Source organism: Lacticaseibacillus kribbianus, from assembly GCF_020180945.1.
GTDB classification, from domain to species: domain Bacteria; phylum Bacillota; class Bacilli; order Lactobacillales; family Lactobacillaceae; genus Lacticaseibacillus; species Lacticaseibacillus kribbianus.
Genome location: NZ_JAIPUL010000001.1, coordinates 768,566 through 789,265, shown reverse-complemented (window position 1 = coordinate 789,265; position 20,700 = coordinate 768,566). Strand labels below are relative to the sequence as shown.

At 64.1% G+C, this 20,700-nt stretch carries 19 protein-coding genes; 2 read left to right on the top strand and 17 right to left on the bottom strand.

Annotation, left to right across the window (positions count from 1 at the left end; all coding sequences use genetic code 11):
- Positions 1 to 29: 29 nt before the first annotated feature.
- The 9 genes from LE416_RS03745 to hisS form a co-directional block, all read right to left on the bottom strand.
- Positions 30 to 932 carry a deoxyribonuclease IV gene (locus tag LE416_RS03745; protein ID WP_225047835.1) on the bottom strand — a complete coding sequence of 301 codons (903 nt, stop codon included), beginning with the start codon at positions 930 to 932 and terminating at the stop codon, positions 30 to 32.
- The gene (locus tag LE416_RS03740; protein WP_225047146.1) at positions 922 to 2,391 is read right to left on the bottom strand and encodes a hypothetical protein; all 1,470 of its coding nucleotides are present in this window, start codon (positions 2,389 to 2,391) and stop codon (positions 922 to 924) included. The genes LE416_RS03745 and LE416_RS03740 overlap by 11 nt, the downstream gene beginning before the upstream one ends.
- Before the next feature lie 16 nt (positions 2,392 to 2,407).
- On the bottom strand, positions 2,408 to 3,316 hold the full coding sequence (locus tag LE416_RS03735) for a YitT family protein (RefSeq protein ID WP_225047145.1): 909 nt from the start codon (positions 3,314 to 3,316) through the stop codon (positions 2,408 to 2,410).
- Between the two features lie 136 nt (positions 3,317 to 3,452).
- Positions 3,453 to 3,866 (bottom strand): hypothetical protein, encoded by a 414-nt coding sequence (locus LE416_RS03730; protein ID WP_225047144.1) that lies wholly within the window; start codon positions 3,864 to 3,866, stop codon positions 3,453 to 3,455.
- On the bottom strand, positions 3,853 to 4,059 hold the full coding sequence (locus tag LE416_RS03725) for a helix-turn-helix transcriptional regulator (RefSeq protein WP_225047143.1): 207 nt from the start codon (positions 4,057 to 4,059) through the stop codon (positions 3,853 to 3,855). Before LE416_RS03725 ends, LE416_RS03730 begins: the two co-directional genes overlap by 14 nt.
- 103 nt (positions 4,060 to 4,162) lie before the next feature.
- Positions 4,163 to 4,588, bottom strand: a complete 426-nt coding sequence (gene msrB, locus LE416_RS03720; RefSeq protein ID WP_225047142.1) for a peptide-methionine (R)-S-oxide reductase MsrB — start codon at positions 4,586 to 4,588, stop codon at positions 4,163 to 4,165.
- A 62-nt stretch (positions 4,589 to 4,650) separates the two neighbouring features.
- Positions 4,651 to 5,307 (bottom strand): phosphorylase family protein, encoded by a 657-nt coding sequence (locus tag LE416_RS03715; RefSeq protein WP_225047141.1) that lies wholly within the window; start codon positions 5,305 to 5,307, stop codon positions 4,651 to 4,653.
- A 149-nt stretch (positions 5,308 to 5,456) separates the two neighbouring features.
- Positions 5,457 to 7,256 (bottom strand): aspartate--tRNA ligase, encoded by a 1,800-nt coding sequence (aspS, locus tag LE416_RS03710; protein ID WP_225047140.1) that lies wholly within the window; start codon positions 7,254 to 7,256, stop codon positions 5,457 to 5,459.
- A complete protein-coding gene (gene hisS, locus LE416_RS03705; protein ID WP_225047139.1) occupies positions 7,253 to 8,539 on the bottom strand; it encodes a histidine--tRNA ligase in 1,287 nt (428 codons plus the stop codon). The genes aspS and hisS overlap by 4 nt, the downstream gene beginning before the upstream one ends.
- 348 nt (positions 8,540 to 8,887) lie before the next feature.
- Here hisS and LE416_RS03700 point away from each other — a divergent pair, with 348 nt between their 5' ends.
- Positions 8,888 to 10,213 carry an N-acetylmuramoyl-L-alanine amidase family protein gene (locus LE416_RS03700; protein WP_420844369.1) on the top strand — a complete coding sequence of 442 codons (1,326 nt, stop codon included), beginning with the start codon at positions 8,888 to 8,890 and terminating at the stop codon, positions 10,211 to 10,213.
- Between the two features lie 115 nt (positions 10,214 to 10,328).
- Here the strand turns inward: LE416_RS03700 and LE416_RS03695 are convergent, their stop codons facing one another.
- The 3 genes from LE416_RS03695 to LE416_RS03685 form a co-directional block, all read right to left on the bottom strand.
- Entirely contained in the window at positions 10,329 to 10,955 is a 627-nt protein-coding gene (locus LE416_RS03695; protein WP_225047137.1) for an HAD hydrolase-like protein, read from the bottom strand.
- Entirely contained in the window at positions 10,945 to 11,400 is a 456-nt protein-coding gene (gene dtd / locus LE416_RS03690; protein WP_225047834.1) for a D-aminoacyl-tRNA deacylase, read from the bottom strand. The genes LE416_RS03695 and dtd overlap by 11 nt, the downstream gene beginning before the upstream one ends.
- A gap of 72 nt (positions 11,401 to 11,472) precedes the next feature.
- Positions 11,473 to 13,701 (bottom strand): RelA/SpoT family protein, encoded by a 2,229-nt coding sequence (locus LE416_RS03685; protein WP_225047136.1) that lies wholly within the window; start codon positions 13,699 to 13,701, stop codon positions 11,473 to 11,475.
- Between the two features lie 322 nt (positions 13,702 to 14,023).
- Here LE416_RS03685 and LE416_RS03680 point away from each other — a divergent pair, with 322 nt between their 5' ends.
- Positions 14,024 to 15,922: a helix-turn-helix domain-containing protein gene (locus LE416_RS03680; protein ID WP_225047135.1), complete on the top strand. Its 1,899-nt coding sequence runs from the start codon at positions 14,024 to 14,026 to the stop codon at positions 15,920 to 15,922.
- Positions 15,923 to 16,011: 89 nt separating this feature from the next.
- Here LE416_RS03680 and mreD read toward each other — a convergent pair whose 3' ends face one another.
- From mreD to LE416_RS03655, 5 genes are all read right to left on the bottom strand, one after another.
- Positions 16,012 to 16,551, bottom strand: a complete 540-nt coding sequence (gene mreD, locus LE416_RS03675) for a rod shape-determining protein MreD (RefSeq protein ID WP_225047134.1) — start codon at positions 16,549 to 16,551, stop codon at positions 16,012 to 16,014.
- Positions 16,541 to 17,413 carry a rod shape-determining protein MreC gene (mreC, locus tag LE416_RS03670; RefSeq protein ID WP_225047133.1) on the bottom strand — a complete coding sequence of 291 codons (873 nt, stop codon included), beginning with the start codon at positions 17,411 to 17,413 and terminating at the stop codon, positions 16,541 to 16,543. The genes mreD and mreC overlap by 11 nt, the downstream gene beginning before the upstream one ends.
- Positions 17,414 to 17,491: 78 nt before the next feature.
- On the bottom strand, positions 17,492 to 18,496 hold the full coding sequence (locus tag LE416_RS03665) for a rod shape-determining protein (protein ID WP_274705060.1): 1,005 nt from the start codon (positions 18,494 to 18,496) through the stop codon (positions 17,492 to 17,494).
- 119 nt (positions 18,497 to 18,615) lie between these two features.
- A complete protein-coding gene (radC, locus tag LE416_RS03660; protein ID WP_225047131.1) occupies positions 18,616 to 19,263 on the bottom strand; it encodes a RadC family protein in 648 nt (215 codons plus the stop codon).
- A gap of 39 nt (positions 19,264 to 19,302) precedes the next feature.
- Entirely contained in the window at positions 19,303 to 20,583 is a 1,281-nt protein-coding gene (locus LE416_RS03655) for a bifunctional folylpolyglutamate synthase/dihydrofolate synthase (RefSeq protein WP_225047130.1), read from the bottom strand.
- Positions 20,584 to 20,700 lie beyond the last annotated feature (117 nt).

Genomic DNA, 20,700 nt, shown 5'->3' with positions numbered 1-20,700 from the left:
GCGGGCTTTGTTTGGCTCATCAAGCGGCGCTATTCTTCGGCCAGCGCCGTAAGCGCCGCCGGCTCGTAGCGGCCGCTGCGCAGCCAGCCAAGCTCCACCCCGTACGGTGCGTGCATACGCTTCTTGTCGGTGCCGACGTACGGGGTCTCGAGAATCTTGGGCACCGCGGTCAGCTGCGGGTGATGCGCGATGGCGTTGAGGCAGTCAAACCCCAGATAGCCCGCCCCGATGTTGGCGTGGCGGTCCTTGTGGGCCCCCTGCGGATTCTTGGAGTCGTTGACGTGCACCACCGCCAACCGGTCAAGGCCGATGACGTGGTCGAACTCGTTGAGCACGCCGTCAAAGTCGTCACGCACGGAGTAGCCGGCGTCGCTCATGTGGCAGGTATCCATCGTGATGGCCAGCTTGTCGTTGTTTTGCACGCGGTCGAGAATCTCCGCAAGCTCCTCAAAGCGCCGACCGACCTCCGTGCCCTTCCCGGCCATGGTCTCAAGGGCGACCAGCACATGCTGGTCGGGTTGGAGGATGCGGTTCAATCCCGCGGCGATCTGGGCGATACCCGCCGCCGCACCGGCCCCGACGTGAGCACCGGGGTGAAACGGCATCGCGTAGGCGTGCAGCGCGTCGGCGCGCTGAATCTCGGCCTGCATGAACTGCACCGCGAAGTCGAAGCTGTCCGGCTTGGTCGTGTTGCCTAAGTTCACGATGTAAGGCGCGTGAATCACCAGGTGCGACAGCCCCGCCGCCTGCATCGCGGCCAGGCCCTCTGGAATTCGCATCTCGCTGGTTGGCTTGCGGCGCGTGTTCTGCGGCGCACCGGTGTAAAACTGCAGCGTGGTTGCCCCGTAGCCTTGGGCCTCGGCGACGGCCCCTGGGAACATCTTCGGGGCCTTCATTGAAACGTTCGCGCCGAACAAAAGCTCACTCGTCATCGTCATCCTCCGTTTCGTCCTCATCGGCGGGTCCACCGTAGGAGATCTCAATCGTCGCGTCGTTCAGCATGATTGGAAAATCGTGACCCGCCTTGGCCGGCGCCCACTCGTCCGTCGCCTTTTCGATGATGAAGCGGGTCCGATCCAGCGGGTACGGGACGTGCTGCCAGTCGAAGTAGTCCATCGCCACAATCGTGCCGATGGTCGTCGTGTTGTTGACCGGCACCAGCACCCGGTCGCCGACCGCCAGCCGCTCGTCGGTGGTGCGGTAGCTGTAACCTTCGCCCTCGTGGTGGAACATCACCTGCGCGTACAGGTAGTCGCCCGGCTTCTTGGCGTGCCGGCCGTAGACGCGCGGATCCAGTGTCACGGCGTCGTGCGCGGCCAAAAAAGCACGCAAAAGCGTCGCCACCGCGGTCCAGCCCAGCGGTTGGGTGTCCAACGTCAGCGTCCCCGCCACCTTCTTGACCCCGCGGTAGCGGAAGCGCCCGGTCGCGTGCAGCTTGCCGGGCAGCGGCCGGTGGTAGGTGGTGGTGAAAAATGCGGTGTGCGCGATGCGGTCGAGCAGCTGGCCGACGCCTGCGACCTGAAGCGACTGCTTACTGCGCGTCGTCGCATCGCGGTGTGTCAGGCTGATCACCCCGTTGGCCGCGTCGACCACGAGTTTCTCCAGCACCGCCGGCTCCTCGCGGTAATCAATCACCAGCCGCGTCAGTCGGTCGGGATCGTGGTCGAAAAGCCACAGGTGCGCGTGCGGAACCGCCGCGCGGATTGCCTCGGCCAGGTCGATGGCGGCCGGATCGTCGCCCATTGCCCCGTCGTAGCCGAGCCGGCGCCCGTCCTCCGTCGTGATCACGGCCTGCCACGTGTCGCAGTCGCTCTCCGGCACCTGCTGGTAGCGCTCAAAGAACGTCGCGGCTGCGGCCAAAGCCGTGCGCAGGCGGCGCGGCGCCACAACCAAGTGCTCGGTTGCGGTGGTCCCGCCGCCTTGAATCGAATCGAGTCGGATCGTCCCGTCTGCGTTGAGCGTCAGCACCTGGTTCATGACCTCATCTGCCGCCACCGGCGCATGGTACCCGTCGAGGCTTGAGGTCAGCCGAAGCGTCGCCAGGCGCCCCAGCGGCTTGGCCAGCGCCTCGAGCCGGCCAAGCGCGGCCAAAAGCCACGTCCGCTCCGACTCGGTCGGCGCGGTCCCGGGGCGGCTGGTCGCCCGCTGCCACACGGTGCAAAGCCCGTTGCCAATCGCCCAGGGGGCGTCCAGCCCAGCCAGAAGTCCCTGCCAGGCCGCAACGTCCGCCAGTTCCGGCAGGGCCTGTAACGCCTGCTTCAGGGAGTCGAACAAGTCGGCATGAAAGCCGAACTTCGCCGCCTCCTTGTCAAGCGCCACCGGCGGCACGCTGTCGCCCTTCAGCAGGGTCTGCCAGCGTGTGGCAAATTGTTGAAGCTCCGGATCAACCATCGTGTGCCTCCTTGACTCAGTCCGTCTTGGGCTCGTAGAAGTGCCCCATAATCTTCACCGACTCGGTGATGGACACGAAGGCGTATGGGTCCGCCTTCTTCATCGCCTTTTCGAGGTCGTACATCTCGGCGCGGGAGATGATGGTGAACAGAATCGTCTTCTCCTCGTGGCGGAAGGCCCCTTCCGCGTCGTGGACGATTGTGATGCCGCGGCGCAGCGTGTTTTGAATCTCGTTGACCACCGCTTTTTGCTGCTCCGTGACAATCATCACCTGCAGGCGCTGCTGGCGCGTGTACAGCGAGTCCATCACTTTGCCGTTGATGAAGATGGCCAAGGCGGAGTACAGCGCGTGTGGCCAGCCGTTGACGAAGCCGGCCAGGAAAATGATCACGATGTTGACCGCGATGTTGACCGAGCCCACCGTCGTGCCGGTTTTCTTCCGCCAGACGATGCCGATGATGTCCAGACCCCCGGTCGAGATGTTGTTGCGCAGCGCAAAGCCGGTGCCCAGCCCGTTGACCACGGCCCCGAAAATCCCGCAGACGATTGGGTCGGTGGTCAAGGGCTTCACGACGCCGAGCAGCCGAATCGACACGGTCGAGAAGATGACCGCAAGGAAGGTGAACAGCGTGAAGCGGTGCCCGATCTGACGCCAGGCCAAAACGAACAGCGGCACGTTCAGCAGGAACAGCAGCGTCCCGGTGCTGAACACGTCGGTGGTCCGCATCCCGAACACGGGCAGGTCGAACCACTTCCGCACGACCGTCGCCAGCAGCTGCGCGGCCCCGGTAATGCCGCTGGCGAAGACGCCACCCGGCTCCCAGAACATGTTCAGCGCAATGGCCACGCAGATACTGTAGAAAATCGCCGCGGAAAACCGGCTCCAGTTCTGGTGTCTGCGAATCAGTCGTTCAATGTCTTGCATCTAAGTCATCCTCCTATTCGGTAGACTCAGTATAACACGCCGGCGATTTGCGGCGCCGCCAAAATCACGCGGCGAACCGCAGAAAGGGTGCGGCTTCGCCGGCTTCAGCCGGTGACGATCACCTCGCAATCGGCAATCAAGACCGGTCGCGGAAGTGGTTGGCGTAGAGATTGATGCCGCCGACCACCGCGGCGACCACCAGCCCGGCCAAGGCGCAGATCACCGGGTGCGTGAAACCGGCGATGACGAAGAACAGGCCGCCAGCCAGCACCCAGGTCCCCGTGGTCATCGCCGCCAGGAAACGCCAGGACCGCAGCGGCGCGTCCTGCATCGGCGTGCTGATGTTCACCGACAGGATCAGCACCGTGTAGCAGCCGACCATCAGCGCCGCAAACAGCGGCTGGCGGTACGAGATGACGTCCTCGTACGCCTGGCCACGCCACAGCATCACCCCGAGCACCGCCGCAATGAAGAGATTCTCCACCGCAAAGGCCGCCTTGATGTTCTTCAGGTTCCGCTGAATCAGCCGCTCGTCTTTAATCCGTTTCATCATGATCCTCCCAAAAGACGCCATCCAGCGTCTGCCCTAGCTGCCGACAGATCCCGATGCACAACCGCAGCGAGGGGTTGTACGCCCCTTTCTCGATCAGGCTCAGGGTCTGGCGGGTAATGCCCACCGCTTCCGCCAATTCCTTTTGGGTCAGCCCGCGCGCCGCGCGAAGCTCCCGCACACGATTATCCATCTGTCCCTCCCGTCACATATATCTTCCATCGCAAGGAAAATATAAGTTATATCCAACCGAAAGTCAAGCGCAAAAAAACGGGCTAATCAGCCCGTTTCGCGTGTCACTCGAATAAGGAAGCGTAGGCTCCGTACCCCTGCGCCTCAAGTTCAGCCGCCGGCACGAAGCGCAGCGCCGCCGAGTTAATGCAGTAGCGCAGCCCGCCCGCAGCCGTTGGGCCGTCCGTGAAGACGTGGCCCAGGTGTGAGTCGGCCTCCGCGCTGCGGACCTCGGTGCGTTCCATCCCAAAGCGCGTGTCGCGCCGGTTGGTCAGCTTGGCCAGCGGCTTGGTGAAGCTCGGCCAGCCGCACCCGGCGTCGTACTTGTCCAGACTTGAAAACAGCGGCTCGCCGGACACCACATCGACGTAGATGCCGGGCTGATCGAAGTTGTCGTAGTCCCCAGAGAATGGCCGTTCCGTGCCGCCTTCCTGGGTCACGCTGCGCTGAAGCGGCGTCAGGGCCGCGATGCGCTTTGCCTTGTCGTCCATGTTCATCACCTCAGGCTCAGTATACACGATCGGTTCCACGTACACAATCTAGTTGTGCAGCTTCACTTAAGCCGATTGGCCAGTGCCAAGGCCAGTGCAAAAAAGTCCGCACCAGGCACGGCACGTTCAGCCCGCCTCTCGTGCCACTGTCCGGCAGCCGCATCAAGGTGATCGGCGGCAGTGAAGAATTGATAGGTGGCAACCCGGCGGTAGGCGCCCCAGGCCGCAATGGCCGCCGCCTCCATGTCGACAACCCGGCAACCCGCCGCCTTGCGTCTGGCGGTTTTGGCCGCCGTCTCGCGGAAGAAGGCATCGGTACTCCAGGTCTTGGCCGTGACCGCGTCAATGCCCTCTACCTCAAGCGCCGTGAGCAGTTCGGCAACCCGCGTCGGTGCCATGGCAATCTCCGAACTCGCCGGCGCGTAATGGTAGCTGGTGCCCTCATCGCGAACGGCCGCGGTTGGCACAATGACCTGATGTGTCTTAAGCGACTGATCCAGCACACCACAGGTTCCAAACAGGATTACCCGTTTGACGCCCAATGCCATCATCTTCTCCAGGCGGCTGATGACCACCGGCGCCCCCAGGCCAGCCGGCACCACCGTCACCCCGGCGTGCCAGTATATCGAGACATCGCCGGACAGACTGTGTAGGGTCCCGATTCGCCTGGTCGTCGCGGCCCGACTCACGGCCGATACCACCGCTTGGCTGAACGGCATTATCAAAGTTTCCGCAACCGGTTCACTGGTTTCTGAGTCGGTCGCTCAAGGCGTGATAAGCCCCTCCGCAGGATCGAATTCGTCAAGTATCATGCGCAGATCTCCTTTCGGCATATGCAAAAGGCCGTCAACGAGACGGCCTTTTCAGGTTACTCTGTCAGCTCTTCATCCCCGGCGTGGGCAGCCTCGGCGTCGACGCCGGCGCGAACCTGAATGCCAAGCTCAGCCAACTGCGCGTCCTCAACCGGTGTCGGTGCCTTGGTCATCGGCTCCGAGGCCTTACTGTTCTTCGGGAAGGCAATCACGTCGCGGATGTTGTCGCGACCGGCCAGAAGCATCGCCAGCCGGTCCAACCCAATCGCCATGCCACCGTGCGGCGGGAAGCCGTAGGTCAAAGCCTCAAGCAGGAAGCCGAACGCCTTTTCGGCGCGTTCCGGCGTGAAGCCCAGGGCACGAAGCATTTTTTCCTGAATCTCGCGGTCGTGGATACGAATCGAGCCGGAACCCAGCTCGTAGCCGTTCAGCACCAGGTCGTAGCTTTGGGCGTGGGCCTTGTGCGGGTCGGTGTCGAGCAGCGCCACATCCTCCGGGTTCGGCATGGTGAACGGGTGGTGGGCCGAAACCCAGCGCTCGATCCCCTCGTCGTACTCGAACAGCGGCCAGTTGGTGATCCAGCAGAAGTGGAAGGCGGACTCGTCAATCAGGCCGAGCTCGTGGCCGAGGTGCGTTCGCAGGTAGCCGAGGCTTGCGGCCACGACCTTGGCAGAATCGGCGACGAACAGAATCAGGTCACCGGACTTGGCGTTCAGCTTGGCTGTGAGCGCCGCGCCGTCCGGGAAGAACTTGGCGATCGGGCCGCTGATGCCGTCATCGGTCACCTTCAGCCAGGCCAGGCCCTTGGCGCCGAAGCGCTTGATGTAGTCCTGCTGGGACTCAATCTTTTTGCGCGAGTAGTCGGCCGCGGCGCCTGGCGCGACGATGGCGCGCACCTGGCCGCCGTTGTCCAGCGCGGACCGGAAGACCTTGAAGTCCGAGTCGGCGACGAAGGCCGACAGGTCCTGGATTTCCATGCCGAAGCGCAGGTCCGGCTTGTCCGAGCCGTACTTGTCCATCGCCGTTTGCCACTCGATGCGCTCGAACGGCAGGCTGACGGTGATGCCCATCACGTCCTTCATGATGCGGGCGGTCAGGCCCTCCATGATGTCTTGGATCTCCTTGGCCGACAGGAAGCTGGTCTCCATGTCGATCTGGGTGAACTCCGGCTGGCGGTCACCGCGCAGGTCCTCGTCGCGGTAGCAGCGAGTGATCTGGTAGTAGCGATCGAACCCGGCGCCCATCAGCAGCTGCTTGAACAGCTGCGGAGACTGGGGCAGCGCGTAGAAGCTGCCCGGGTAGACACGGGACGGCACCAGGTAGTCGCGGGCGCCTTCCGGAGTGCTGGCGGTCAAGGTCGGCGTCTCAATGTCCAAAAAGCCGTTGTCATCGAAGTAGTGGTGCGCGGCGCGCATGATCTTGGCGCGGGTGATCAGCCCCGCCTGCATCTCCGGGCGGCGCAGGTCCAGGTAGCGGTAGCGCAGCTTGGTTTCCTCGGCGGCGTTGACCCCGTCCTCGATGGCAAACGGCGGCGTCTGGGCCTTGTTCAGGATCGTGGCGGTCGCAATCTCGACCTCGATCTCGCCGGTCTTGATCTTCGGGTTGGCCGCAGCGCGCTTTTGCACCGTGCCGGTGACCTCAATCACGTACTCGGAACGCATGGTCTCGGCCACGGCCAGGGCATCCGTCCCGAACTCCTGGGAAAACACCAGCTGGACGATGCCCGCGCGGTCGCGCAGGTCGACGAAAATCAGGTTGCCCAGGCTGCGGCGCTTTTGCACCCAGCCCTTCAGCGTCACGGTCTGGCCGATGTTTGCGGCGGTGACGTCGCCGGCGTATAAACTTCTCGTGCTCATTTTGCTTCCTCCATCATTGCCTCGTAGACTGCCTTGAAGTCCTTGAGGATGTCGGCCTGCGGCACCGTCTGCTGGGTGCCGGTGGCCATGTTCTTGATTGCAACGGTGCCGTCCGCCAGCTCGGTTTCACCCAGCGTCATCACCAGCTGGGCGTTGGCCTTGTTGGCCGACTTGAACTGGGCCTTGGTCTTGCGACCCAGGTAATCCAGGTCGACGGCAAAGCCCTGCTGGCGAATCGCGTGGGCAAGGCGCGTGGCCGGGGCCACCGCATCGTCGGAGATGGTCACGATGTAGGCCGGCAGGGTCGGCTCCACGACCTGATCTTGCATCAGAAGCATCAGGCGCTCGATGCCCATCCCGAAGCCGATGCCCGGGGTCTCGGGGCCGCCGAGCTCCTCGACCAGCCCGTTGTAGCGCCCGCCGCCGATGATCGTGGTGTAGCCGCCGCCGAAGACCGGATCGTTGCTCATCACTTCAAAAATCGTGTGGTTGTAGTAGTCCAGCCCGCGCACCATGTCCGCATCGACCACGTAGTCGATGCCCAGGTCCTCAAGCAGCTGTTTCACCGTGTCGAAGTGCGCCTGGGCGCTCGGGGTCAGGTAGTCCAGGATTTTCGGCGCGTCGGCGACGATGGCCTGATCGCCCTTGTCCTTGGAGTCCAGCACGCGCAGCGGGTTTTTGACCAAGCGCACCTTGGAGTCCTCGGACAGCTGGTCCTTGTAGGGCGTCAGGTAGTCAATCAGTGCCTGGTGGTAGGCAGCGCGGGACTCCGGATCACCCAGGCTGTTCAGCGCCACGCGCAGCGACTTGGCGCCGAATGCCGCGAGCAGGTCCGTCGCCAGGGCGATCACCTCGGCATCGAGGGCCGGACTGTCGGCCCCGAAGGCCTCGACGCCAATCTGATGGAACTCGCGCTGGCGCCCGCTTTGCGGCCGCTCGTAGCGAAACATCGAGCCCATGTAGTAGACCTTGTAGGGCTTGGCGAACTCGGGGCCGAAGAGCTTGTTTTCGACGTAGGCGCGAACCACCCCGGCGGTGCCCTCCGGACGCAGCGCCATCATGCGCCCGCCCTTGTCCTCGAAGTTGTACATCTCCTTGGTCACGATGTCGGACGTCTCACCGCTCGAGCGCGTGAAGACCTCCTGGTTTTCGAACAGCGGCGTGCGCACCTCGCGGTAGCGGTAGCGCTCGAGCACGGCGCGCGCCTGGGCCTCCACCCGCTGCCACAGCTCGCTTTGGCCCGGCAGAATGTCTGCGGTGCCCTTTGGTCGTTGATAACTCATAGTTGTCCTCCTTTGATGTCGGGACGCGAAAAAAAAGCACTGCCCCCTCTGACGAGGGTGCAGTGCACGGTACCACCTTGTGATTTAACTCAGCCATAACGGTGGCGACCGGAGCGCGTCTGCCTCAGAAGTGTCTTTTCGGTCGGTCCCGGCTTTCACCATCCCGGGTCGCTTCACGTTGACCTATCCTGCTTCGTCATCGGCACATTGATTTAAGTGCTACGATAGACGGTTTTCCCCCGCTTGTCAAGGTCGCCCCGCGACTTAAAGTTCACCCGGGCCGCGCATTTCGGGCGGGGACTTGGTATAATAAGAGGCAAAAGCAAAAAATTGTTAGGGATGATGAGATTGCCACAACTCAAGCTCAAGCGCTGGCCGCTGATTCTCGCGTTCGCCGCCCTGATCGGCCTTTCGATTGCGACCAGCACCGTGCTCGCGTCGAGCCAGACGCTGACCGTGCGCGCTAACCTGCTGAACGTGCGGCTCGGCCCGGGGCTCTCCTACACCGCCATGGGCCAGGTTCAGGGCGGCACCAAGCTGACGGTGCTGAAGAAGGAGAACTCGTGGTACCAGGTGCGGCTGGCCGGCAACAAGATCGGCTGGGTCGCCAGCTGGCTGGTGGACAACACCGAGGCGACGACCAGCACCGCCAGCGTCGCCAAGACTACGACCGCGGTCAACGTTCGCCAGACCGCCTCGGGCAGCGCCACCCTGCTCGGCACGCTGAAGGCCGGCAGCACGCTCGACGTGCTCTACCAGGAAGGCAACTGGACCGAGATCGCCTACAAGAACACCGCCGCCTGGGTCACCTCTAGCGCGGTCAAGCTGACCGGTGCCACCACCGCCCTCGCCCAGCCGAAGCAGACCTACGTCCAAAAGGCGCAGACGAAGGCCCCGGCGCGCGCCATCACGGTCAAGACCAACCTCAGCGTCAACCTTCGTCAGGCCGCCGGCATCAACGCCCCGATCGTTGCCAAGCTGGCCAAGGGCACCACGCTGACGGTGCTGAGCCAGGCCAGCGACTGGTACCACGTCCGCACGGCAGACGGCAAGACCGGCTACGTGGCCAGCTGGACGGTCACCACGCCGGGCAGCGCCAGCGCCAAGGCGGCCACCAGCCTGGCCGAGGCGACCATCGTCCTCGATCCCGGCCACGGCGGCCAGGATGCCGGTGCCGAGTCCACGAGCAACAAGTACGAGAAGACCTACACCCTGGCCATGGCCAAGGCGGTCGGCGCGGCCCTTTCCGCCCAAGGCGCCAACGTGATCTACACGCGCGACAACGACACCTTCGTCGATCTCGAGCCGCGCGCCGTGGCAGCGAACAACGCGCACGCCGACGCGTTCATCTCGATTCACTTCGACTCCAGCCCGAACCCCAACGAGGCGACGGGTTTCACCACCTACTACTTCAGTGCCGCCACCAGCAAGCCGCTGGCGACCGCAATCAACAAATCCCTGGCCGCCGGGCTGACGCTGGCCAACCGCGGCATCGCATACGGCAACTTCCAGGTGCTGCGCGACAACAAGCAGCCGAGCATCCTGATGGAGATGGGCTACATCAACACCGACAAGGACTTCAAGTTGATCTCGAGTCCGGCCTACCAGCAGCGCGTTGCGGTGGCCGTGGTGTCGGGGCTGCAGGCCTACTTCCAGGCCGGCAACCATCAATAGACAATTGTATTCAAATGAACTCCCGCCACCGATGTGACGGGAGTTCATTTTTGTCTCGTACCAGCCGTTATTGCCAACCGAATCGACCCGGTCCGCAACACCAAAGGGGCGCCGATTACCGCCCGAACAGCGCCGGGATCTCGTGCAGGTGATCGACGTGATGGTCGGCCATCGGCGCGTCGGCCAGGCCGTCGACGTCAAAGTAGATGCCCTGCACGCCGGCCGCCTGCCCGGCCACGATGTCGAGGCTGCGGTCGCCGATCATGGCGGTCACCGCCGGGTCGAGCTGCCAACGGTCGACGATGTACAGAACCGCATCGGGCTTGGGCTTGCGCGCCAGCTTCGCCGTGGAGGTCACCCCGCCGGTGAACAGGTCGCGCAGCCCGGAGTTTTGAAGCAGCGTCCAGGCGGAGTCGTCGCGGTGCGTCATCAGGAAGTTGCGCCCGCTGGCGGCCACCACCGCCTCAAGCGTGGCGCGCGCCTCCGGGTATGGCTGGCAGCTCAACACGCGCTTTACTTCGACGTCGTGGTACTCGGCAAAAATCGCCTTGGCGTCCCAGCCGAGCTGGCGCGCGTAGTCCTCGATCACCGCGTGCACCGACGTCTTCTTGGTGGTGACCAGAAGTGCGGTCGGATCCACGGTGACGCCGTGCTTGGTCAGAGTCTCGTGCAGCGCACTCAGGATACTCGGGTAGGTGTCGTACAGGGTCCCGTCCAGGTCCCAGATTGCGTTAGTCAGCATGGTTTCCCTCCGTGTCGTAGATAATGGTTACCGGGCCGTCGTTGGTGAGGCTCACCTTCATGTCCGCGCCGAACGCACCGGTCGCAACGTCAAGCCCGGTGGCACGCAGCCGCGCGACGAACAGGTCGTACAACTGCTCCCCGAGCGCCGGGTCGGCGGCCTGCGTAAAGCTCGGGCGGTTGCCCTTTCTGGTGTCGGCGTAAAGCGTGAACTGCGAAATCGCCAGCACCGCCCCGCCGACCTGGTCCAGGGCCAGGTTCATCTTGCCTGCGGCGTCGCTGAAGACACGCAACTTGCTGATTTTTTGCACCAGGTAGGCGACATCCGCCTCGGTGTCTTGCGGACCGACGCCCAAAAGTACAACGAACCCCGTGTCGATGCGGCCGTGGACCGCGCCGTCGATGACGACCTGCGCCTGGCTGACGCGTTGAACAACTGCTCTCATCATTTCTCCTTTTCTGTGTTCCGCGGTATCTGGGCCGCAGAACTGCAAAGGGCCGCCAATGCGGCCCTCGTGTCATCCCTGCTTGCGCTTGACTTCGTAGATATCCGGCACGTTCTTGATGGCGTCCATCAGGCGCTCGAGGTGCGCCTGGTTGCGGATGCCGACCGTCACGTGGATGTCGGCCATCTTATCGTGGTCGACGCGGCCGTTGATGTTGGTCAGGCTCTTGGTCTGGGCGTTGAGCGTCTGCAGCACCTCGTTGAGCAGGCCGTTGCGGTTGTAGCCGTAGATCTCAAGGTCAGTGTCGAACAGCTGGGTCTGGTCGTTGAGATTTTGCCACTGCACGTCGATCAGTCGCCCGGCGTTGACCGGGTCGGTCATGTCGACGTTGGTGCAATCCTGGCGGTGAATCGTGACCCCGCGGCCCTTGGTGACGTAGCCGACAATCGGGTCGCCCGGCACGGGGCTGCAGCACTTGGCCAGGTGGACCAGTAGGTTGTCGACACCCTCGATCACCACGCCCTCCTCGGTGCGGCTGGTCGGCTTGCGCTCCTTGGACAGGGTCGTGACCTTCTGGTTGGCGGCGAGGATGGCGGCCTCGCGCTCGCGTTGGTCCGCTGCCTCCTTCTCGCGCCGCGCCTTTTCGGTCAGGCGGTTGGCGATCACCCGCGGGCTGTACTCGCCGTAGCCGATGGCCGACAACAGCTCGTCTTCGGTGGTGAAGTTCAACCGCTGGAGGAGCTCGAGCATCGCCGGCTTGCCGTTCATGAAGTCACGCGGCGCAAGGTCCATGTCGGTCAGCGCGTGCTCCAGGGCCTCGCGCCCCTTGTCGGCGTTGACGCCCTTGTCCTCCTGCTTGAAATAGCGGCGAATCTTGTTGCGGGCGCGCGACGTGTAGACCAGGTTGATCCAGTCACGGGACGGCTTGGAGCCGCTGCTGGTCAGCATCTCCACGATGTCGCCGTTCTTGAGCTGGTAGTTCAGCGGCACAATCTTGCCGTTGACTTTGGCGCCGACGCTCTTGTTGCCGACCTCGGTGTGCACCAGGTAGGCGAAGTCCAGCGGCCCGGCGCCTTTGGGCAGCTCGTACACATCCCCGCGCGGCGTGAACACGTACACGCGATCGGAGAAAATGTCCCCCTTCACGCTTTCCATGAAGTCGGTCGCATCGCTGCTTTCGTCCTGAATCTCTAGGATCTCACGGAACAAGTCGAGCTTCTTGCCGGACTTGTCGTACTGGACCTCCTGGGTCTGGCCTTCCTTGTACGCCCAGTGGGCCGCGACACCGTACTCGGCGACGTGGTGCATCTCGGCGGTGCGGATCTGCACCTCGAGCGGCTTGCCCTTGGGCCCGATTACCGTGGTGTGCAGACTCTGGTACATGTTCGCCTTGGGCATGGCGATGTAGTCCTTGAAACGGCCCGGCATCGGCTTCCACTGGGTGTGAATGGCGCCGAGCACCGCATAGCAGTCCTTGATGGTCTCGGTGATTACGCGCACTGCCAGCAGGTCGTACAGCTCGTCGAACTGCTTGTGCTTGTCGCGCATCTTCTTGTAGATCGAGTAGATGTGCTTCGGACGGCCGTAGATCTCGTACTTGATGTTGAGGTCGGCCAAAGACTTTCTGATGTCGACGATGGCCGAGTCGATGTAGGCCTCGCGCTCACCGCGCTTGGACTTCATCAGCTGGGCGATGCGGTAGTACTGCTGCGGGTTGAGGTAGCGCAAAGACAGGTCCTCAAGCTCCCACTTGATCGCACTGATCCCCAGTCGGTCGGCAAGCGGTGCGTAGATCTCCAGCGTCTCGTTGGCGATTCGGCGCTGCTTGTCGGGCCGCAGGTGCATCAGCGTGCGCATGTTGTGCAGGCGGTCGGCCAGCTTGACCAAGATGACGCGCATGTCCTTGGCCATCGCCAGGAGCATTTTGCGGTGGTTCTCGGCCAGCTCGTCCTTGTGGGCGACGTAGGTCACCTTGGACAGCTTGGTCAACCCGTCCACGATTACCGCGGTCTCTTGCCCGAACACCTCCTGGATGTCGCCCAGGGTGATGTTGGTGTCCTCGACCACGTCGTGCAGGTAGCCGCTGGCGACCGTCACCGGGTCCATCCGCAGATTCGCCAGGATGCCGGCCACCTGAATCGGGTGGATGATGTAGGGCTCGCCGGACTTGCGGCGCTGGTCCTTGTGCACGTACGCCGCAAAGTCGTAGGCCTTCTTGACGAACGCCAGGTGCGTCTCGTTCATGTAGGCCCGGCACAGGTCCATCACCTGGTCTTGGGTCAGTTCAGGTTCTTCAGCCATGTTGTTCCTCCTTCTGCAGGGGCCGGCGCGAAGCAGCAGCCGATGCAACGTCTAATACGAGTGAACGCAATGCAGACAAAAAACGATTTACCCTAGTATAGCGTATGGTCACCCGTAATCAAAGGGGCAGTCGGGGTGGCCGCCCCACATCCGCCCGCATAAGGCCGACGGGGCGGCCCACGTTTTACGCAATTTTCGCCGGTTTCTTGCGTTTATGCAACACACGTGGTTGAGCCACGCGTTAGAATGCGCGATAGTTAAGGCGGCGCCGTTGCGCCGTTGGGTCGTCACACTGGCGCGGGTGCGCCAAAAAGGAGTCGATATGGGGAATCAAACGCTGGGCGCGTTCGTGCGCCAATACCGCAAGGATCATCAGCTGACGCTGGCCGAGGCCGTCTCGGGCGCCGGCTGCTCGACGGCCGCGTTGTCGCGCTTCGAGCGCGATCAAAGCGACCTCGGCCTGGCCACCGTTAACCGCATCCTGAGCAACCTGCAGCTGTCCGCCGAGAACTTCGAGCCCTTCCTGAACGCGCGGCCCAATGCCCTGGGTGAACCCCTGTACCGCGAGTACATCGGCCGCAAGCTTGAGGCAATCAAAACGCGCGAGCTGGCCTACCGCGGCTTCTGGCCAGCCGACCGCCCGAGTCGCAGCCGGGACCTCGCGCTGCTACTGCTGCGCCTCTGCCAACGCCCGCTGGACGCGCCCGTTCACCTCACGTCGGAGGAGGAGTGCCTGTTGGCCGATGTGCTGGTCGTCAGCCCCGGCTGGACCGCGACGCACGCGCTGGCGATCGCCGCCGGGCTGCGCTTTGCCAGTGCCGAGTTGCTAGGCCTTGTCGCCAAGCGGCTGAGCGATTACGCCACTGGCCCCAACGGCATGACCGGGCTGCGCATCGGCCTGACCGGCGCCGACTACGCGATGCTGTTGATCCACGCGCTGATTCGCCGCGACCACGCGGTGATTGCGGCGCTGACCCCGGCGCTTGCCGCCTACCAGGCCGCTCAACTGAAGGAACCGACCTTCACCCGGCGCCGCGTGGCGGCAACGCGCAGCCAACCCGTGGTCGCGTTCGCTCAGGCCGCCGCGCGCTGGCTGACCGACCCCAGGCCCGCGACGGTGGCCCCCATCACGGTGATCTTCCGGCAGCTAGCTGGGCTGCGCGCAAGCGACTTACTGCACCATTTGCAGGCGCTGTGGGCGCTGATTCAGACTGGTCAGGCCGCGTGGCACAACCCGACGTTGAGCGAGACCCGTCCCGTGCCGGCAGCGCCAAGCAACTGGGCGGACTGGCAGTTCGACGGCCCGACCATCAAGCAGGTCCGCCGGCAGTACCACTTCAGCCTCGCCGACGTCTGCGTCGACTGGACGCCCGCGACCCAATCGCGATTCGAGGCCGGAAAGACGCAGCTCGGGTTCAACGCGGCCATTCAGCTGATCGATGCGCTTTTCCTGGACGTCAGCCTGATTCACCGGTGGCTGTTCTCGCCGGCCGCAAACGCGTTCGAGGTTGCCCTTGCGGCGCAACCCGAAGGCGACCCAGTCGCCGCCAACCTGGCCGCGCTGGCAGTGGCCAAGGCTGCCCTTCCACGCCATCCGCACGGCATCTACCTACTTCAGGCCAGTGCCTTGTCCGGTCGCACCTACCAGCGGCTGGCAAGCCTTGGTCTGAGCGATGAAGCCGCGAAGGCCGCGCTTGGTGAGCCCGAGCTGCCTGCCCAGGTGCTGCAAGGGTTGCGGCAAACGCCGCACCTTTACCTCTCACAGCTCAAGGACCTGACCAACTGCGCCAACCTGATGTCGGCGCCTGAGCTGCTGACGGCGTGGCGCCTTGTGTTCGCCAAGGCCCGCTTCAACCCGGCCACCACCCCAGCCGTGACCACCCTGTTCATGTACATCATCCTGCGTCTGGCCGAGGACGGCGACGCAGACGCCCTGGCATCGTTCCAGCCCGCCGCGGTCAATCTGTACGCCGACCGGCTGTCGGTCACCGGCAGCGTTGAGTTCTCCGGGCCCGCGCTGTTGCTCGAGGCCTACCTATCGCCGGAGGACAGCGACCGGGCGTGGGCCACCATCGCCCAGAATCGCGAAGCGATGCTCGCCTTCGCGCGGCCAGACGCGGAAACCGCGTCCTGGATTGGCGACCTGTTCACCTGCATCGAGGAGACGGTGCACCCCGCCTTCCTGCGCTGGCAGCGCGAGCAGGCGATTGCCGCCGACTGACCCCGCGGCTGAGTTTCAGACAACAAAATAGGCGGTGCGTACCCCACAGCTGGCGTACGCATCGCCTATTTTTGCCTCATTCATCAGCGCTAGTCCTGCTCCTCGAGCCTTAGCGACCGCAGCAGCTTGCCCAGCGGCGCGTACACCAGCGCGAACAGCACCAAGTTGACGGTCAGCCCAGGCCCGACGTGATTGGCCACCAGGGTGACAAAGCCGACGCTGGTGGCGCCGAGGAACCGGGCGACGAAGTAGTTGGCCACCAGGTACGCGGTCAGCGTCAGAATCACCACGGCACCGACGTACAGCACGGTCTGCGGAATCAGCGGCTGAATCTGTCGCACCACGTAGATTAGAAGCGGCCACAGCAGCAGGTCCACGCCGAGCATCCCCGTGTAGAAGCTGTCGGCGATCAGACCGAGCACCGCCGCGATGGCGACGATGTACGCCTCATCGGGCAGAATCAGTGCGATCATTACCAGCGCAATCAGTGTCACCTGCGGCACGCCGGTGAACAGCGGCGTCATCAGCCACTGCGCGAAGACCTGAGTCAGCGTGCCGTCGAGCAAGAGCGCCACGATCAGGACCAGGGCGACCCAGCCGTGGCCCTTGAAGACGGGGTCAGTTAGCATTGCCGTCACCACCGATCGTGCGGTCGATCACCGTGACCACGCTGGCGTCGGCCAGGTTGGCCGCGGGCTTGAGGTAAACGGTGTTCGCCAGCCCGAAGTCGTCCTGCTTAACGCTGGCCACTGTGCCGATGAGGAGCCCCTTGGGCGTGCTGCCGCCCAGGCCGGAGGTCATCACGCGCTGGCCCTTCTTGAGGCTCTCCTTGGTGTCGATTTGGCCCATGATCAGCTCGTTGCTCTTTTCGCTGTAGCCGGTGATCACCCCGTTGATGATCTTGCCGCTGCCGGTGATAATCTGAGCAGCGAAGCGGTCGGCGGCCTTGTTGTCGGTCGACAGCAGCTCCACCTTGGCGTTGGTCTTGGCGACCTCGACCACGCGACCCAGCAGCCCGGAGCCGGACATCACCGGCATGTTCTTGACGACGCCGGCGCCTGAGCCCTTGTTGATTACCAGCACGTTGCGCCAGTCGTTGGGCGAGCGCAGCATCACGGTGGCGGAAATCTGGGTGTAGTCGCTCAACGTGGCGTTGAGGTGCAGCTGTGCCTTGAGCGCCTTGTTCTCCTGGGTCAGCGTCTGGTTGCGCACCTTGGTCTGCGCGAGGTCGTCGATCTGCGCCTTGAGCCGCTTGTTCTCCTGAAACGTGTCCAAGAGCTGGTTGATGTCATCGAGCCCGCCCTTGAACAAGTTGGCCGGGCCGGAAACCACGCGCCCGGCGATGCCGACCACGTCGTTGCCGATCTGCTGCACCAGCGGAGGCGCTGCCCGGTTGTTGCGCACCGTGATCGAGGTGAAAATCAGCCCCAGGCTGGTCAGCAGGGCGATCATCAGCACGATCATTTTTTTGTTTGAAAAGAACTTCTGCATCCTAACCTCCCGGGGATCAAAGCGCTTGAACTAAAAGGGGCCGGCCCAAAACAGCGTGTTTTGTCACCGGCCTCCCGCTTAGTGTTTTTTCAGAACGTCGATGTTCTTCAGCGACTCGCCGGTGCCGATGGCCACGCAGTCGAGCGGATCCTGAGCGATGAAGACGGGCACCTTGGTGGCGTCCGAGATCACCTCGGGCAGGTTCTTGAGCATCGCCCCGCCGCCGGTCAGCACAATCCCGTGGTCGATCACATCGGCCGCGATTTCCGGCGAGGTCTCCTCAAGGGTCTCCTTGATGGCGTCGATGATGGCCAGCACGATCTCGTTGATCGCGGTGGCGACGTCGACGGCCGAGACGTCGATGGTCTTCGGCAGCCCGGACAGCAGGTCGCGACCGCGAATCGTCATGGCGTCGATGTCCTTGGCCTTTTCGATGGAGGCGGAGCCGATCTGAATCTTGATGTCCTCGGCCGTGCGCTCGCCGATCAGCAGGCTGAAGTTCTGGCGAATGTAGGTGATGATGGCCTCATCGATCTTGTCGCCCGCCATGCGGATCGAGCGGCTGGAGACGATCCCGCCAAGCGAGATGGTCGCGACGTCGGTGGTCCCACCGCCGATGTCCACGACCATGCTGCCGGTCGGATCCATCACCGGCAGGCCGGCGCCGATGGCAGCGGCGTAAGGCTCCTCAATGACGAAGGCCTCCTTGGCCCCGGCCACCTTGGCCGCGTCGATGACGGCGCGCTTCTCCACCTCAGTGACGCCGCTTGGCACGCAGATCATCACCTGCGGGTGGTTGCTCTTGCCGCCAAGCGCCTTGTCCATGAAGTACTTCAGCATGGCGGCCGTCGTGTCGTAGTCGGCAATCACGCCGTCCTTCATCGGCCGGATGGCGTTGATGTTGGCGGGAGTGCGGCCGATCATCGCGCGGGCCTCTTCGCCCACCGCGATGATTTCGTCTGTCTGCGCGTTCTTGGCGACGACGGAAGGCTCATGCGTGACGATTCCCTTACCGTCGACGTACACGAGGGTGTTGGCCGTGCCGAGATCAATTCCGATGTTTTTCGATCCTAATCCGAGCAAAATATTCTCTCCTTCAACTGACTGCCGTATTTCGGTCTTTTGCATTATAGCATACAACCCAAGCCCTCACACACTGCCGGGGTAAAACCCCCGGTTTTGGCCGCCAAATTTCAAAATTCTTAAATGTTGTGGTCCGCGCGAAACGAGTAGTAGTCGTGCTCGCCAATCACGAGGTGGTCCAGGAGCATCACCCCGAGCGTCAGGCCCGCGCTGGCGAAGCGGCGCGTCGTCGCCTTGTCCGCCTCGCTGGGCGCCGCCCCGCCGCTCGGGTGGTTGTGGATCAGGATCACCCCGGCCGCGTTCACTAAAAGCGCCGCGCGAAACACCACGCGCGGGTCGGCCACCGCGTGGTCCAGCCCGCCGCGGGCGACGTCGCGCTCGGCGATCACCCGGTTGCCCACATCCAGGTACACCGCCAGCAGGTGCTCCTCGGTTTCGCCGGCCAGTCGCGCCACCATCTCGCGGCCGACCTCCGCGCTGTCCACCGCCGTGCCCTGCCGCAGCGTGCGGCGACGCAGCACCCGGCGGCCGAACTCGATTGCACCGGGGAGGGTCGCGGCCTTGGCTAGGCCCAAGCCGGGAAGCGTCATCAGCGCCGCGAGCGGCGCCTCCTCCAGGCCGACCAGTCGCGGGTAAGCCGCCTCAAGCGAGGCCACCGTGGCAGTCAGCGGGACCGCGGCGCTGCCGGCACCCAGCAGAAGTCGCACCAGCTCCTCATCCGTCAGCGCCGTGGCGCCGTACGCCTGGATTTTCTCCCGTGGTTGCATGGTTGCCCTCCGCACGGCCGCACACCGCCTCACAAGAGATTACGCCAAGAGGGTCTGGCGCACCGCGCTGGCGAGGTACAGGGAGCCCGCAATCACCACCGGTTCGTCCGGGTACTCGGCCAGGTGGGCGCCAAGCGCCGTCTGCCAGTCGGCAAACACGCGAAGCCGGGCATCGGCCGGGTAATCCGCGGCCACCGTGGCCCGCGGGTTGTCCGGCACCGGCACCAGCCACAGGCGAAACCGGGTCTGCTCGAGCAGGTTGAGCATGGTGCGGACGTCCTTGTCGGCCAGCACGCCGACAATCAGGGTCAGCGGCTGGCGACCGAAAACTTGGTTCAATGCGGCGACCAACGAGCGCACGCCCTGCGGGTTGTGCGCCCCGTCAATCACAATCAGCGGCTCCTGGCTCAGCCGCTCCATCCGCGCGGGCCAGGTGCTTTCGGCCAAGCCGCGGCGGATTGCGGCCGCGCTCAGCGGTACCCCGAGGGCCTTAGCCGCCAGCTTGGCCGCCTGAATCGCCACGGCGGCGTTGTGCACCTGGTACGGCCCGACTAGCGGGATAGTCAGCTGCGGCAGGCGCCCGTCCGCATCGCGGTAATCGAAGCGCTGACCCCACCCGGCAAGCGTCGCGTGGCTTGCGGCAAAGTCGGTGTCCGCGGTCAACCAGCGGCTTTTGGTCTGCGCCACCCGCGCGGCGACCACGTCCGCCGCCTCTGTTGGCAGCGCCGCCGTCACCACCGGCCGCCCCGGCTTGATGATGCCGGCCTTGTGCGTCGCCACGCTGGTCAGCGTGTTGCCCAGCAGCTTCGCGTGGTCCAGACCGACGCTCGTGATCACGCTGACCAGCGGATCGATCACGTTGGTCGAGTCCGTGTCCCCGCCGATGCCGACCTCAATCACCGCGACGTCGACGCCGCGTTCGGCGAAGTACCAAAACGCCAGCGCCGTGATGAACTCGAACTCGGTCACGGCAAAGTCGGACCGCACCGCCTGCAGCTTCGCCAGCGCCGCGGCCGCCGCGTCGTAGGCCGCCACCAGGTCCGCATCGGGAATCGGGTGGCCCGAGACCTGGATGCGCTCGTTGAAGCGCATGATGAACGGCGAGGTGTAAAGCCCCACCTCAAGTCCGGCCGCCGCCAGCATGTGGGCGATGGCATTGGCCACGGACCCCTTCCCGTTGGTGCCGGTCACGTGGACGTACCGGCCGTGCTGCGGATTCCCGAGCGCCGCCAAAAGCGCCTCGATGCGCTCGTGCCCACCCGTTTTCGCCAGCCGTGGCATCCCGTGAATCGCCGCCAATGCCTCATCGTATGTCGTCATCGCGTCCCTCTCCCATCCGGCGGTGTTCCGCCAAAGCCCTAGTATACCCCAAAATCCGCCGCATCCCACGGGTTCCCCGCGCACAACGCAAAGACGCCGCGACTCAAGGAGAGTCGC

Bases quoted from the DNA above. Each gene is read 5' to 3' on its own strand.
- LE416_RS03745 (WP_225047835.1), bottom strand. From the start codon at position 932: ATGACGAGTGAGCTTTTGTTCGGCGCGAACGTTTCAATGAAGGCCCCG.
- LE416_RS03740 (WP_225047146.1), bottom strand. From the start codon at position 2,391: ATGGTTGATCCGGAGCTTCAACAATTTGCCACACGCTGGCAGACCCTG.
- LE416_RS03735 (WP_225047145.1), bottom strand. From the start codon at position 3,316: ATGCAAGACATTGAACGACTGATTCGCAGACACCAGAACTGGAGCCGG.
- LE416_RS03730 (WP_225047144.1), bottom strand. From the start codon at position 3,866: ATGAAACGGATTAAAGACGAGCGGCTGATTCAGCGGAACCTGAAGAAC.
- LE416_RS03725 (WP_225047143.1), bottom strand. From the start codon at position 4,059: ATGGATAATCGTGTGCGGGAGCTTCGCGCGGCGCGCGGGCTGACCCAA.
- msrB (WP_225047142.1), bottom strand. From the start codon at position 4,588: ATGGACGACAAGGCAAAGCGCATCGCGGCCCTGACGCCGCTTCAGCGC.
- LE416_RS03715 (WP_225047141.1), bottom strand. From the start codon at position 5,307: ATGCCGTTCAGCCAAGCGGTGGTATCGGCCGTGAGTCGGGCCGCGACG.
- aspS (WP_225047140.1), bottom strand. From the start codon at position 7,256: ATGAGCACGAGAAGTTTATACGCCGGCGACGTCACCGCCGCAAACATC.
- hisS (WP_225047139.1), bottom strand. From the start codon at position 8,539: ATGAGTTATCAACGACCAAAGGGCACCGCAGACATTCTGCCGGGCCAA.
- LE416_RS03695 (WP_225047137.1), bottom strand. From the start codon at position 10,955: ATGCTGACTAACGCAATCTGGGACCTGGACGGGACCCTGTACGACACC.
- dtd (WP_225047834.1), bottom strand. From the start codon at position 11,400: ATGAGAGCAGTTGTTCAACGCGTCAGCCAGGCGCAGGTCGTCATCGAC.
- LE416_RS03685 (WP_225047136.1), bottom strand. From the start codon at position 13,701: ATGGCTGAAGAACCTGAACTGACCCAAGACCAGGTGATGGACCTGTGC.
- LE416_RS03680 (WP_225047135.1), top strand. From the start codon at position 14,024: ATGGGGAATCAAACGCTGGGCGCGTTCGTGCGCCAATACCGCAAGGAT.
- mreD (WP_225047134.1), bottom strand. From the start codon at position 16,551: ATGCTAACTGACCCCGTCTTCAAGGGCCACGGCTGGGTCGCCCTGGTC.
- mreC (WP_225047133.1), bottom strand. From the start codon at position 17,413: ATGCAGAAGTTCTTTTCAAACAAAAAAATGATCGTGCTGATGATCGCC.
- radC (WP_225047131.1), bottom strand. From the start codon at position 19,263: ATGCAACCACGGGAGAAAATCCAGGCGTACGGCGCCACGGCGCTGACG.
- LE416_RS03655 (WP_225047130.1), bottom strand. From the start codon at position 20,583: ATGACGACATACGATGAGGCATTGGCGGCGATTCACGGGATGCCACGG.